This is a genomic window from Rhodococcoides kroppenstedtii, from assembly GCF_900111805.1.
GTDB lineage: Bacteria > Actinomycetota > Actinomycetes > Mycobacteriales > Mycobacteriaceae > Rhodococcoides > Rhodococcoides kroppenstedtii.
On record NZ_FOJN01000001.1, the window covers coordinates 234,296 to 248,403 of the forward strand.

The following is a 14,108-nucleotide window of genomic DNA, read 5'->3' on the forward strand; positions in this document are numbered from 1 at the left end:
CCGTGACCACGCCCAACACAGCCAACGGGGGCTTCCGCAACGTCGTCGTGACCTCGCTCGCGGCCACCACCTCGATCGCCGGTGACGTCGACGCCACGTGGAAGGGTCTGCTGAACGGCGAGAGCGGTATCGACGTTCTCGAGGACGATTTCGTCACCGAGTACGATCTTCCGGTTCGCATCGGCGGTCACCTCGCCGTGAACCCGTCGTCGCTGCTGTCCCGAGTGGAGCAGCGACGCATGAGCTACGTCGAGCAGATGGCGTTCGTTCTGGGCAAGGAAGTCTGGAAGAACGCCGGCAGCCCCGAGGTCGATCCGGAGCGCCTCGGCGTCTCGATCGGCACCGGCCTCGGTGGCGGCGACGCCCTGCTCGATGCGGACAAGAAGATGCGCGAGGGCGGATACCGCAAGGTGTCTCCGCTCTCGGTCCAGATGATCATGCCCAACGGCCCGTCGGCCGTCGTGGGACTCGAACTCGGCGCTCGCGCCGGGGTGATCACGCCCGTGTCGGCGTGTTCGTCGGGCTCCGAGGCCATCGCGCACGCGTGGCGCATGATCGTCATGGGCGATGCCGACGTCGTGGTCACGGGTGGGGTCGAAGGACACATCGACGCGGTGCCGATCGCGAGCTTCTCGATGATGCGTGCGATGAGCACGCGGAACGACGATCCGAAGGCCGCCTCGCGTCCCTTCGACGTCGATCGGGACGGCTTCGTGTTCGGTGAGGCCGGCGCGCTCATGGTCATCGAGTCCGAGGAGCACGCCAAGGCTCGTGGCGCGACCATCCACGCGCGACTGCTCGGTGCCGGAATCACGTCGGACGGCTACCACCTGGTGGCCCCCGATCCGGCCGGTACCGGAGCGGCGCGTGCGATGCGTCGCGCCATCGAGACCGCGGGTCTCACCGCGGCGGACATCACGCACGTCAACGCCCACGCCACGGCCACCCCCATCGGGGACACCGCCGAGGCCGCGGCGATCGGCGCCGCCGTCGGCAAGCACGCCTCGGTGTACGCACCGAAGTCGGCACTGGGCCATTCGATCGGCGCCGTGGGCGCCCTCGAAGCGGTCCTGACCGTCCTCAGCGTCCGGGACGGCATCGTCCCGCCGACGCTGAACCTGGACAACCAGGATCCGGAGATCGATCTCGACGTCGTCAAGGGCGAAGCCCGTCGCGGCGAGATCGGTTACGCGCTGAACAACTCGTTCGGCTTCGGAGGGCACAACGTCGCCCTCGCCATCGGTCGAGCCTGACCGACGGCGAGAGCAGCTCGACCCCCGGGTGGGGCGGGGCGCACGGTGAACGATCACCGACGCGCCCCGCCCCGACCCACCACTCCCGGCCCGGATCGCCTCGCGGACCGACGGCAGAAGGAGAAGTTCCGTGACCGTTCTCGCTCCCCACGCGCGCGGCGCGGCCGACGTCGATCCCCGCGATCCGCTGGCCCGTCTCGAACGACTCTTCGACTCCGCCTCCATCGCCCTGCTGCACCCCCGTGACAAATCCGGGGTCGTAGCTGCGCGTGGGGAGATCGACGGCGTCCCCACCATCGCCTACTGCTCCGACGCCACCGTCATGGGCGGTGCCATGGGCGTGGACGGCTGCAAGCACATCGTCTCGGCCATCGACACCGCGCTGGACGAGAACGCGCCGATCGTCGGCATCTGGCATTCCGGCGGCGCCCGTCTCGCCGAGGGTGTCGAGGCGCTGCACGCCGTCGGTCTCGTCTTCGAGGCCATGGTGCGCGCGTCCGGCCGCATCCCGCAGATCTCCGTCGTCCTCGGCTTCGCCGCGGGCGGCGCGGCGTACGGGCCGGCTCTGACCGACGTCGTCGTGATGGCCCCGGAGGGTCGCGTGTTCGTCACCGGGCCCGACGTGGTCCGCAGCGTCACCGGCGAACAGGTCGACATGGCGTCGTTGGGCGGTCCCGACACCCACTACAAGAAGTCCGGCGTGTGCCACATCGTCGCCCATGACGAGCTGGACGCCCTCGCCCGCGGGCGACGCCTGGTGTCGATGTTCTGCGATCAGGGCAGCTTCGATCTTGCCGCGGCCCAGCACGGCGACACCGACCTCCGCGCGCTGCTCCCGGACTCCAACCGCCGCGCGTACGACGTGCATCCGGTGATCCACGAACTGCTCGACAACGTCGAGGGCGAGTCGTCGTTCGAGGAATTCCAGGGCGGCTGGGCGCGCAGCATCGTGACCGGCCTCGGTCGCCTCGGCGGCCGGACCGTCGGGGTGATCGCCAACAACCCGATCCGACTCGGTGGCTGCCTGAACTCCGAGTCCGCGGAGAAGGCCGCACGCTTCGTCCGACTTTGCGACGCGTTCGGCATCCCGCTCGTCGTGGTCGTCGACGTGCCGGGCTACCTCCCCGGCGTCAGCATGGAGTGGGAGGGCGTCGTGCGCCGCGGAGCGAAGCTGCTCCACGCCTTCGCCGAGGCCACGGTCCCCCGCGTCACGCTGGTCACCCGCAAGATCTACGGCGGCGCGTACATCGCGATGAACTCTCGCGCGCTGGGCGCCACCGCGGTGTACGCGTGGCCCGAGTCCGAGGTCGCGGTCATGGGCGCCAAGGCCGCCGTGGGCATCCTGCACAAGAAGGCCCTCGCCGCGGCGCCCGAGCACGAGCGCGAGGCGCTGCACGACCGGTTGACCGCCGAGCACGAGGCCATCGCCGGTGGTGTCGATCGGGCGGTCGGTATCGGCGTGGTCGACGCGGTCATCGATCCCGGTACCACCCGCAGCACGCTCACCCGTGCCCTGGCCGCCGCACCGGCGCGGCGCGGGCGGCACAACAACATCCCGCTGTAGCGGCCCGCCGGGGTAGGCCCGGCGAGCCGAGCCGGATCAGCTCGCGAGCCAGGTCACCTCGGCGCCGGTACCGCCGAGACGGAACTGCTCGAGTTCGTCGTCCCAGGCCGTGCCGAGGGCGTGGTCCAGGTCGGCGGCGAGGTCCGCGCCGCCGCCGGCGAGGATGGCCTTGATGCGTTGCTCCCCCACCACGACGTCGCCGTTGGCGGACGTGATGCCGTGCCACAGGCCGAGTCCGGGAACGTGGGCGAAGCGTTCGCCGTCCACGCCCTCACCGGGGTCCTCGGTGACCTCGAAGCGCAGCATGCGCCACGAGCGCAGGACCGCGGCCAAGCGCGAGCCGGTGCCGACGGGCCCCACCCACTCGGTGGTGGCCCGCAGCTGACCGGACTGCGCGGGCTGCGCGGTCCACTTCAGATTGGCGCGCGCGTCCAGCGCATCCGACAGTGCCCATTCCACATGCGGGCACAGCGCAGCCGGAGACGAGTGGATCCAGACCACACCCGTCGTCGCGTCCGCGAACTGATTTCGTGCGTTCACCGTTGCCTCCAGCCTCGACGAGGGACGTCTTCCCCAACGGCCCGACGAGTCGACTGCGCGACGGCTGCATACCAGTGTGCCTCGAGTTACCGCTGTTACACCAGTCGTACGGAGTGTCGCGGCAGTTCAGGCGGCGAGTCGGTCGAGAACCCGGTCGGAGAGCTCGGTCCACACCGGCTTGGCCCAGTCTCCGAACGCGCGGTCCGCGAGCACGACCACGGCCAGGTCCGCCTCGGGATCGACCCAGCAGAACGTGCCCGACTGACCGAAATGCCCCACCGTGCGCGGAGAATTGCCGGTCCCGGTCCAGTGCGGCGACTTGCCGTCCCGGATCTCGAACCCGAGGCCCCAGTCGTTGGGCCGCTGCGAGCCGTAGCCCGGCAGGATCCCGGCCAATCCGGGGAACTGCACGCCGGTCGCCTCGCGCAGCGTCTCCGGTGCGAGCAGGGTCGGCGCGAGCAGTTCGGCCGCGAACGCGGTCATGTCCCCCGCGCTCGACCGGGCGCCGTGTCCCGCGGAGCCGACCAGCTCGGTCGCCGTCATCCCCAACGGCGCGAGCACCGCATCCGTCAGGTACTCGGGGAAGTCGATCCCCGTCCGCTCGGTGACGTGCTCGGCCAGGAGCTCGAAACCGGCGCTGGAGTAGATCCGCTTCTCCCCCGGCTGCGCGCTGGGCGTCCGGTCGTCGAAACCGACGCCCGACGCGTGGGCCAACAGGTGCCGGACGGTCGCCCCGGGCGGACCGGCGGGCTCGTCGAGAGTGATGGCTTCCTCCTCCACCGCGACGAGGGCGGCGTACGCGACGAGCAGCTTGGTCACCGAGGCGAGTTCCTGCACCCGATCCGCGTCGCCGTGGCGGGCGACCACCCGGACGTCGCCGTCGGAGCGTCGCAGCACGGCCGCCGAGACGGCCGGAACGGGCCAGTCGCCCAAGGGAGCCAGCAGGTCGTCGTCACCGTCGTGAGGAGTCACGAGGCGACCCTAGACGACGCGTCGGTCCGCCCGTCGGGCCGTGCGAACCGCGTCGGCGGACTAGCGTCGTGGCTCATGACGACCGACGCCGCCGGCACGCGCACCGCGTACGGCACCTGCGCCCTGTGCGAAGCGATGTGCGGACTCGAGTACACGGTGGGTTCGGCCGGTGTCGAGTCGGTCCGGGGCGACAAGAAGGATCCGCTCTCGCGGGGCCACCTGTGCCCGAAGGCCACCGCGCTGGTCGACATCGCGAACGATCCGGACCGGCTGCGCCGACCCGTCCGCCGCACCGCCGACGGTTGGGTGGAGATGGAGTGGGACGCCGCGATCGACCTCGTGGCGCGCCGGCTGTCGGAGATCCGGGACTCCCGGGGCCGCAACGCCGTGGGCGTGTACGTCGGCAACCCGAACGTGCACAGCCTCGGCGCCCTGACGCACGGTGTGCCGTTCCTGTCGATGCTGCGCACCCGCAACCGGTACTCGGCGACGTCGCTGGACCAGTTGCCGCACCAGTTGACCAACATGCTCCTGTTCGGACATCAACTGCGGCAGCCGATCACCGACATCGACCACACGCAGTTCTTCCTCGTCCTCGGCGCGAATCCGATGGCCTCGAACGGCTCGATGATGACCGTGCCGGATTTCGGGCGCCGCGTGAAGCAGCTGCAGGCCCGCGGCGGTCGGATGGTGGTGATCGATCCGCGTCGCACCGAGACCGCGGCCGTCGCCGACGAACACGTCTTCGTCCGGCCCGGCTCGGACGCCTTCCTGCTGCTGTCGATGATCCACGTGATCCTCGGCGACGGCGCGGAACGTCCCGCGGGCTATGTCGACGGCGTGGCCGAGGTGCGCGACGCGGTCGCGGACTTCACTCCGGAGGCGGTCGCCGAGGTGACCGGGGTGCCCGCGGAGACCGTCCGCCGCCTGGCCCGTGACCTGGCAGCAGCCGAGTCCGCCGCGGTGTACGGCCGGATGGGGGTGTCGACGCAGCAGTTCGGCACGGTGTGCCAGTGGGCGATTCACGTCCTGGACATCCTCACCGGCAATCTCGACCGCGTCGGCGGCAAGTTGTTCACCGAGCCGGCGGTCGACCTGGTGCGTCAGAAGATCACGGGCAGAGGGCACTTCGACCTCTGGCGCAGCCGGGTACGCGACCTCCCGGAATTCTCCGGCGAACTGCCGACGTCCACGCTGGTGGACGAGATGACCGTCGACGGTCCGGATCGCATCCGCGCCATGGTGGTCGCCTCGGGCAACCCCGTCCTGTCCGCGCCCGGTGGACGACGGCTGGACGACGCGTTCGCCGGTCTCGACTTCATGGTGTCCTTCGACATCTACGTCAACGAGACCTCGCGTCACGCCGACGTGATCCTGCCGTCGACCACCGCGCTCGAACGCGATCACTACGACCTGATCTTCTCCTCGTTCGCCGTGCGGAACGTCGCCAAGTTCTCCCCCGCCGTTCTGCCGAAACCCGACGGGATGCGTCACGACTGGGAGATCTTCCGCGACCTGGCACTGCGCTACGCCGCCCTTCGTCGCCGCAGCCCGCGCGAGCGCCTGACGCGGGCGTCGGTGATCCGCGAGGTGCGGTTCCGCCTGTCCCCGGCGCGCAGCCTCGACGTACTGCTGCGCCGCGGGCGCCGAGGGCTGTCCCTGCGCGCGCTGCGCCGCGCGCCCCACGGGGTCGATCTCGGCCCGCTCCGGCCGCGTCTGCCCGACGCCCTGCTGACCCCGAATCGCCGCATCGACCTCGCCCAGCCGCTGGTGCTGGACGACGTCGCGCGCGTCCGGGCCGCGCTCGCGGGCACCCCTGCCGCCGACGGGGGGCTCACCCTCGTCGGCCGACGACACCTGCGCAGCAACAACTCCTGGATGCACAACGCCCCGCGCCTGGTGAAGGGCAAGCCGCGGCACGCGCTGCTGATGCACCCCGACGATCTCGCGCCCCGCCGGCTGACGGACGGCGACGCCGTCGAGGTGCGCTCGGACGCCGGGTCGGTCCGCACCGTCGTGGCCGCCTCGGAGGACGTCATGCGCGGCGTCGTGAGCATGCCCCACGGGTTCGGTCACGAGCGCGACGGCGTCCGACTCTCCGTGGCACGCAGCGTGATCGGGCCCAGCGTGAACGACGTGACCGATCCGGACCGGGTCGAGTCCGTGGCCGGCAACGCCGTCCTCAACGGCGTCCCGGTCACCGTCACCCGAGCCGAGGACCGGTAGGCGGCAGGCCGGCCGTTCCGGTCACCGCGGGCACGACCTCGTCGGCCCACGGACCGACGGCCGCACCACGGGCCGGCCCGAACCCGAGCCCGAGCAGCGTGCGGGCCACCTCGGGGTTGTCGACGCCGGTCGCGACCGCGTCCAGGGACATCTCCCGCGCGACGGTCGCCAGGGCTGCGAGCACCGCGCGGTCCCCGGCGTCGCCGACGGCGTCGCGCGCGAACCGGGCGTCGACGGTGAGGACGTCGAGGGGCAGCCGCTTGAGGTGCAGCAGGGAGCCGTACCCACTGCCCACGTCGTCGAGGGCGATGCGGACGCCCGACGCGCGCACGGCGGCCAGGGCGTCGGCGGTCCGGGTCACCGAGTCGACCATGCCCGTCTCGGAGACGCCGACGCACAGCAGTCGCGGATCGACGCCGTACCGATCCAGGGCCGCGGCGACGGCGTCCGGAAACGCGACGGAGGCGACGAACCCCGGCGACAGCGTCACGTGCACGCGGAGATCGGCCCGCCCCGTGCGGCTCAGTCGCGTCGCGTGGGCACGGCACGTCTGCTCCACGATCCAGCGGCCCAGTTCCGGTGCGAGGTTGGACATGTCGGCCACCGGGACGAAGTCCGCGGGCCCGAGCAGCCCGCGGGTGGGGTGCGGCCAACGCACCGACGACTCCACCGCCGTCAGGCGACCGGTACGGAGATCGACCTCGGGGCGGTGGTGCAGCACCAGCGCGCCGGTCGCGACGGCCTCACCCAGGCTCAGTTCGAGGCCGTTGCGCGAGAGGGCCTCGTCGGCGGTGCCCCCGCTGTACTCGACCACCGCGTTGCCGCCGGAGGCCTTGGCGCGCAGAGCCGCCCGGTCCGCCCGGCGGAGCAGCTCGTACGGGTTCTCCGTCCCCACGGTGACGCCGACGCTCGCGGTCCGCGTCACCCGGTCGTCCCCGATCGACATTGGTTCGGCGATCGTGCGTCGTACCCGCTCGCCCAGGGCGACGCCGTCGGCCGCCGTCGTCACGTCACCGACGACGAGAACGAACTCGTCGCCGCCGAGGCGGGCGACGGCGGCGCTCGGCAACCGGTGCGTGAGTCGGTCGGCGACGGTCCGCAGGAAACGATCGCCGATCCCCTGCCCCAGGAAGTCGTTCAGCGCGGACAGCCGATCCACGTCGGCGAACAGAACGGCGATCGGCTCGTCGCCGCGCAGGCGCGTCCGCAGTTCCTCGGAGAGCCCGCGGCGCGCCAACAGCCCGGTCAGCTCGTCGTGCAGCGCGTGACGTCGCAGCTCGTTCTCGGCGGCGACGCGCCGGTGGACCTGGGCGAGCATCGCGCCGACGGCGGTGACCGCGTCGATCTCCTCGGTGCTCCACACGCGGTCGCGGAACGAGACGAAACCGAGCACGCCGAGCGTGCGGTCCTCGCCCACGAGCGGCACCGCGACCATCGTGGTCGACGGCTCCCCCGAGCCGGTGGTCACCCGATCTCGATAGGGACGCGGCTGATCGCTCGGACGGTAAATCATGACGGTGGTCTGGTCGCGTGTCGACGCGAAGACCGGGTCGGCATCACAGAACGGAACGTTGCCGAGCGGGTCCGGATCCGGAATCGACGGGCGCGGGGGCCATTCGGCCACCAGAACGGAGGCGTCGAGGTCGTGGTCGTTGTGGCGGAGGAAGCAGGTGTCGGTGCCGAAATCGGTGTTCAGGTCACGCAACAGCGCGGAGTAGACCCTTTCGACGTTCCGGGCATCCGCGTCGATCAGACCGGTGGCCAACTCGACGACGAGGGCGTCGAGCGGACGGCGGCGCGATACCTGGTCGTCGCCCATGACATGTCACCGAATCCTCCCCGGCTCACCACACCCCGCGAGACCCTGACCAGCCCGTACACCGGGCGGCACCCCGAACCTGTCACACCGTCTGTGACACCCGACAATAGCGTGCCGTCGGTCCGATCCGGAGACTTCCGCCGTCCCCGCGCATCGTATCCGCCTGTGCCACCATCGAGCCATGTCCGCGACTCCTCCTGCCGATTCCGAGGGCGTACCGACCGGCGGCGGGGGCCTGCCGTCGCTGTACTACGGAATCGCCCGCTCCGCCGACGCGACGACGGTGCACGACGAGTCCGGCGCTCTCACCTTCTTCAACGCCGCGTGCTCACGACTGCTGGGGTACGACGCCGACGAACTCGCCTCGCTCACCGGCGACGGCATCGTGCATCCGGACGATGCCGCGCTCCTCGCCGAGGCCACCGACCGCGCGACCCTCTCCCCGGGCGGGTCGGCCGACACGCAGCTGCGACTGGTGCGCAAGGACGGTTCCGACGTCCTGGTCCGCCTGGGCCTGTCGCGGGTCGAGGTTTCCGGCCGTCGCTACCTCGTCGTCGAGTCCGTGCCGGCCTGACGGCCGCACCCGCCGTGGTGTCGACGCTCGATGCGTGCCCCGAGCTGTCCGCGGTCCTCGCGCCGCGGTCCGACCGCCCGTTCGGCTACTACGTCGACCGGATCTTCGGCTACGTGGTCACCGTCGGAACTCCGCGGTCCGACCCTTCCCTCTGGCGCCGCTTCCTCGACGGTGCGCGTGCGAGCTACGCCCGGCACGGCGTCGACGCGGCGCTGGAGTTCGACCGCATCGCGGACGGTCGATCCACCACCCTGTTCTTCTCCGCGCTGGACGACGCCGGGCACCCGGTCGCCGGTGCCCGAGTACAGGGGCCGTACGAGCGGCCCGATCAGACCCACGCCGACCAGGAGTGGATCCCCGTCCCGGCGGGGCGAGCCGCGCTGCGCGAGCTGGTCGCCGCCCGGCTGACGGACGGGGTGGTCGAGCTCAAGACCGGCTGGGTGGATCCGGCCGTTCCCCGTGATCGTCGCCTGGCCGACATGATCGGGTTCTCCGGGCCGCTCGCCGGAACCGTCCTGGGCGTCCGACACACCCTGGTCACCGCGGGCGATCACGCGCTCGGCCTGTGGGAGCACGCGGGCGCCGTCCTCGTCGACGAGGTTCCCCCCACGCCCTATCCCGATGCGCGGTACCGCACCCGCGCCCTGTTCTGGGACCGGGCGACGTACGCCGACCGGGCGTTGCCCGATCATCGTCGACGGATCGCGGTGGCGTCGGAACACGTGCGCCGCACCGCCCTTCGCGCCCCCGACCGCGCCCGCGCCGCGGCCGCGGCACACTCGTCAGCCGGACAGAGGACCCCATGACCACCGCCACCGCCACCGTCCTGGACCCGCGCGATCCCGACGACCTGCGCACGCTGCACCGCCTGCGACGCAGCCCCGGCATCACCGTCCTCGACACCCTGAGCCGGCAACGCCGCACCCTCGCCGAGGTGGTGCCGACACCGGACGCCGCCGTTCTGGACGAGGCACCCCGGTGGATCCACTACCCGTGGCGACACACACTCGTCCATCTCCTCGGGCCCACCGGTTTCCGGTTGCTGCGGCTCGACCGAAACCGGAACAAGATCACCGCGGCGGAGCAGGACCGGCTGCGCGAGGTGCGGATCGGTGTCGTCGGTCTGAGTGTCGGCCACGCGGTTGCCCACACCCTCGCTCTCGAAGGTCTCTGCGGCACCCTGCATCTCGCCGACTTCGACACCCTCGACCTGTCGAACCTCAACCGCATTCCCGCGGGAATTCTCGATCTCGGCGAACGCAAGACCGATGTCGCCGCTCGTCGCATCGCCGAACTCGATCCCTACCTCGACGTCCGGTGCCGACCGGAGGGCGTCACGGCGGACTCGGCGGACGACTTCGTCGCCGGGGTCGATCTCGTCGTCGAGGAATGCGATTCCCTCGACGTGAAGGTGCTGATCCGCGAAGCCGCACGCCGACACCGTGTTCCGGTGATCATGGAGACCTCCGACCGCGGGCTCCTCGACGTCGAGCGGTTCGATCTCGACCCCGAGCGTCCGCTGTTCCACGGCGCGGCGGGGGTGGTCACCTCCGACCGTGTCGCCGGCCTGAGCACCCACGACAAGGTTCCCTACGTCATGGCCATCCTCGGTGCCGATCAGGTGTCTTCGCGCTTCGCCGCCTCGATGGTGGAGGTCGATCGCACCGTGTCGACATGGCCCCAACTCGGCGGCGACGTCGCCCTCGGCGGCGCGACGGTCGCGGCGGCGGTACGCCGGTGGGCTCGCGGCGACGCGCTGCCCTCGGGGCGTGTGCGGATCGACGTCGACGGCGTCCTGGACGGACTGGCCGATCCCGGGCAGGCCGATCCCGGGCAGGCTGTCCCCGAGCAGGCGACCGTCCCGGGTCCGGTGGAGGTCGCACAGCCCGCCGACCGCGCGGTGGACCGCATCGCGCACTGGGCGCGCCGCGCCCCCTCGGGGGGCAACGTGCAGCCCTGGTTCGTCGAGACCGCGGACGAATCGCTGACGGTCACACTCGATCCGGCGCGGACGTCGGGACTCGACGTGCGGCGCCGGGGCAGTGCCGTCGCCGTCGGGGCCGCCGTGCTGAACGCACGGATCGCCGCCGCGCACGAGGGACTCTCGGCCACGGACACAGTGGTCGACCTCGGTGACGACGTCGTCCGGGCCGAGGTCGTCCTCGGCGGCGGCGCGGTGTGCCGCGAGGAGGCGGAGCTGTTCCCCGCGATGTCCACCCGCGGCACCAATCGCCACCACGGCCGCCCGCAGCCCCTGGACACCACGACGGCAGCGGCACTGCTCGGCGCCGCCGAGGCGGAGGGGTGCCGCTGGGTGTGCAGCGACGACCGCAGCACGCTCGCGGCGATCGGCGAGATCCTCGCCGAGTCCGACCGCGTCCGTTACCTCACGCAGCACTTGCACGCGGAGATGATGTCGGAGCTGCGGTGGCCCGGAGATGCGGACCCGGACACGGGAATCGACGTCGCCACCCTCGGTCTCGACCGGACCGATCTGGTCAAGTTGGACGTCGCCCGGCGGCCGGAGGTCATGCGTCATCTCGCGGAGTGGGACACCGGCTCGGCACTGGGAGACGACTCGCGGGACCGGCTGGCGGCCACGTCGGCGGTCGGATTGGTCCTCGTCGACGGGGACCGGGCCGCCGATTTCGTCCGCGGCGGGCGCGCCGTGCAACGCGTCTGGATCACGGCGGAACGGCACGGCCTCGCCGTGCATCCGGTCTCGCCGGTATTCCTCTACGCCCGAGACGATTCGGAGTTCCGGGCGCTCGCGCCGCGTCACGCGGACCACCTCGCTCGACTGCGAAGGGAACTGACGGGTCTGCTCGTCGTGGATCCGGCAACGTCGATCGCCCTGGTTGTGCGCCTGTCCCACGGGGCCGCCCCGGCGCTGCGAAGCCGTCGCAGACGGGTGTGAACAGGCCGTTCGCGGTATGGTCACGCCGGAACCGGAACGCTCCGATTCCCGAACGCGCCGTGGCGGATGCGTTCGCGGCGCGCGAGGAGGCATCGACGGTGGAGTTGTCGCCGAGCCTCGACGTCCTGGTCACCCGCGTCGCCACCCACCTCATCGGGGCGGACGCGCCCACGGCTCCGTCCGCCTACCGCGCCGGTCTGCGTGACCTCCGGGACTGGTTCGGCGTGGACACCGTCTTCCTCCGCCATCACGACTCCCACCACCGGATCACCACGCTGGTCGCCGAATGGCCGCGGCGCGAGCACGTTCCGGATCCGGACCCACTCGGCGTCGTCGAGTTCGCCGGAGCCGATCCGGTGTTCGCGGCCACCGAGCATCTACAGGAGCCGTTGGTGTTCCGGCCGGGGTCACCCGCACGGGCCTACGCCGAGCGAGTCGAGTCGGCATCGGGCATGAGTGCGGTGTCGATGGTGGCCGTGCCGCTGCGATCGGGTCCGGCCACCACCGGCGTTCTCGGGTTGGTGGCCGCGGGCGATCGCCAGTGGACCGAGGACGAGCTCGGCGCACTCAAGGCCACCGCCTCCCTGTTCTCCCAGGTCCAGGCACGGGTGTCCGCCGAGGAACGTCTGCGCTGGGCCGCGCGGCACGACGCCCTCACCGGCCTGCTCAACCGGCGGGGCATGGCCGACGAGCTGTCCGCCCGGCTCGCGGAGGGGCGCCCCCGCTTCGCGGTGCTCTACTTCGACCTGGACCGCCTCGAAGCCCTCAACGACGTGCTGGGCCACACCGCCGGTGACGAGTTCCTGCGCACCGTCGCCGAACGTCTGCGCCGGTTCACCGACGACGACTCCTTGTTGTGCCGCTGGGGCGGAGACGAATTCGTGCTGCTGCTTCCCCGCGCCACGACCGAGGACGAGGCGTACGTCGAGGCGTGCGGCCTGCTGATGTCGGTGACCGCTCGGGTCGAACTCGCCGGCGACGTCGTCTCGCGCACCGCCAGTATCGGGGTGGCCGTCGCGCGGCCCGGCATCGACACCGTCGACTCGGTCATCGCGGGCGCGGATCAGGCCGCGATCGCGGCGAAGAGCGCAGGCGGCAACGCGGTCTCGCTGTTCACCGACGAGATTCGCGAACGCACGGCGCTGCGCAACGACATCGAGCTGCACCTGCGCGCCGCCATCGAGAACGATGCGCTGCTGCTGCACTTCCAGCCCGAGATCGACCTGACCACCGGGCGGATCACGGCCGTCGAGGCTCTCGTGCGGTGGCTGCACCCGACGCGCGGCATGATTCCGCCCGCCGACTTCGTCGGCATCGCCGAGTCGGTCAACCTGGCCACCGAACTCGGTCGGTGGGTGCTGAACGAGGCGTGCCGGACCTACGCGTCGTGGCGGCAGCGACTGGGCGAGTCGACCATCACCCTCCGGGTGAACGTCTCACCGGCCCAACTGGTGTCGCGGGACTTCATCGGCGTCGTGGAGACGACCCTCGCCCGCCACGCGATGTCCCCCGCAGACCTGTGCATCGAGATCACCGAGGTGGCCGTCGTGCACGACGTCACGCTCGCCGCCCGCGCCCTCGCGGCCGTGCGCGCGTTGGGAGTTCGTGTGGCGATCGACGACTTCGGTACCGGCTACAGCTCGCTCTCGCACCTGAAGACGTTGCCCGTCGACGCGGTGAAGATCGACCGCGAGTTCGTCGCCCATCTGGACACCGACGCCGCTGATCGCGCCATCGTCGGCGCCGTCGTCACCCTCGCCACGGCGTACCGACTCGACCTCATCGCCGAGGGCCTCGAAACCGTCGAGGCCCGCACGGCGTTGCTCGATCTCGGCTGCACCCGCGCGCAGGGCTACCTCTACGCGCGTCCCGAGCCCGCCGAGGTCGTCTTCGACATGCTGCGCGTCGGAACGCTGATGCCGTCGTGACCGCCGCAACCGTGCTCGCCGGACCGGGTAACGTATGGCGCGCGCCGCGACGGGTCGTCGGCGGCGCGACGGGGCGGTAGCTCAGTCGGTCAGAGCCGTGGACTCATAATCCATTGGTCGCGGGTTCGAGCCCCGCCCGCCCCACCGAGAATCGCCGCAGTCGCCACCTCCCTGTGGATTCACCACGCCCGATCCTCGACTCAGGTCGCCGCGTCCGCGTTTCTGCTACATTCTGTACTTCCAGTTTGTTTTGTCGGCGCTCGGCCGTCTCGTCGCCTCGTCCCGGCAGGTGATCTGAGGGTGGGGCGTCGCAGG

10 protein-coding genes and 1 tRNA gene are annotated in these 14,108 nt (G+C 71.3%); 8 read left to right on the top strand and 3 right to left on the bottom strand.

The window, feature by feature from the left end:
• Positions 1-2 precede the first annotated feature (2 nt).
• Together BMZ18_RS01130 and BMZ18_RS01135 are read left to right on the top strand one after the other, a co-directional pair.
• Positions 3-1,253 (top strand): KasA/KasB family beta-ketoacyl-ACP synthase, encoded by a 1,251-nt coding sequence (locus tag BMZ18_RS01130; protein ID WP_068105331.1) that lies wholly within the window; start codon positions 3-5, stop codon positions 1,251-1,253.
• A gap of 130 nt (positions 1,254-1,383) precedes the next feature.
• A complete protein-coding gene (locus BMZ18_RS01135) occupies positions 1,384-2,817 on the top strand; it encodes an acyl-CoA carboxylase subunit beta (RefSeq protein WP_068361828.1) in 1,434 nt (477 codons plus the stop codon).
• Positions 2,818-2,853: 36 nt separating this feature from the next.
• Here the strand turns inward: BMZ18_RS01135 and BMZ18_RS01140 are convergent, their stop codons facing one another.
• Positions 2,854-3,357: a DUF3145 domain-containing protein gene (locus BMZ18_RS01140; protein WP_068361825.1), complete on the bottom strand. Its 504-nt coding sequence runs from the start codon at positions 3,355-3,357 to the stop codon at positions 2,854-2,856.
• A 126-nt stretch (positions 3,358-3,483) separates the two neighbouring features.
• Positions 3,484-4,329 carry a serine hydrolase domain-containing protein gene (locus tag BMZ18_RS01145; protein WP_244516369.1) on the bottom strand — a complete coding sequence of 282 codons (846 nt, stop codon included), beginning with the start codon at positions 4,327-4,329 and terminating at the stop codon, positions 3,484-3,486.
• Between the two features lie 75 nt (positions 4,330-4,404).
• On the opposite strand from BMZ18_RS01145, the gene BMZ18_RS01150 reads away from it, so the two are divergent.
• Positions 4,405-6,555: a molybdopterin-dependent oxidoreductase gene (locus tag BMZ18_RS01150; RefSeq protein WP_068361822.1), complete on the top strand. Its 2,151-nt coding sequence runs from the start codon at positions 4,405-4,407 to the stop codon at positions 6,553-6,555.
• Here the strand turns inward: BMZ18_RS01150 and BMZ18_RS01155 are convergent.
• A complete protein-coding gene (locus BMZ18_RS01155) occupies positions 6,533-8,374 on the bottom strand; it encodes a putative bifunctional diguanylate cyclase/phosphodiesterase (RefSeq protein ID WP_068361819.1) in 1,842 nt (613 codons plus the stop codon). The two genes, BMZ18_RS01150 and BMZ18_RS01155, sit on opposite strands and share 23 nt — an antisense overlap.
• 181 nt (positions 8,375-8,555) lie before the next feature.
• Between BMZ18_RS01155 and BMZ18_RS01160 the strand changes: the two genes are divergently transcribed.
• From BMZ18_RS01160 to BMZ18_RS01180, 5 genes are all read left to right on the top strand, one after another.
• The gene (locus BMZ18_RS01160; RefSeq protein ID WP_068100284.1) at positions 8,556-8,948 is read left to right on the top strand and encodes a PAS domain-containing protein; all 393 of its coding nucleotides are present in this window, start codon (positions 8,556-8,558) and stop codon (positions 8,946-8,948) included.
• 14 nt (positions 8,949-8,962) lie between these two features.
• Positions 8,963-9,754, top strand: coding sequence for a hypothetical protein (locus BMZ18_RS01165; protein ID WP_068361816.1), 792 nt, complete (start codon positions 8,963-8,965; stop codon positions 9,752-9,754).
• The gene (locus BMZ18_RS01170) at positions 9,751-11,865 is read left to right on the top strand and encodes an Rv1355c family protein (protein WP_068361813.1); all 2,115 of its coding nucleotides are present in this window, start codon (positions 9,751-9,753) and stop codon (positions 11,863-11,865) included. The genes BMZ18_RS01165 and BMZ18_RS01170 overlap by 4 nt, the downstream gene beginning before the upstream one ends.
• Positions 11,866-11,924: 59 nt before the next feature.
• The gene (locus BMZ18_RS01175) at positions 11,925-13,793 is read left to right on the top strand and encodes a putative bifunctional diguanylate cyclase/phosphodiesterase (protein ID WP_244516370.1); all 1,869 of its coding nucleotides are present in this window, start codon (positions 11,925-11,927) and stop codon (positions 13,791-13,793) included.
• Positions 13,794-13,863: 70 nt separating this feature from the next.
• Positions 13,864-13,937, top strand: a tRNA-Ile gene (locus BMZ18_RS01180).
• The last annotated feature ends 171 nt before the right edge of the window (positions 13,938-14,108 follow it).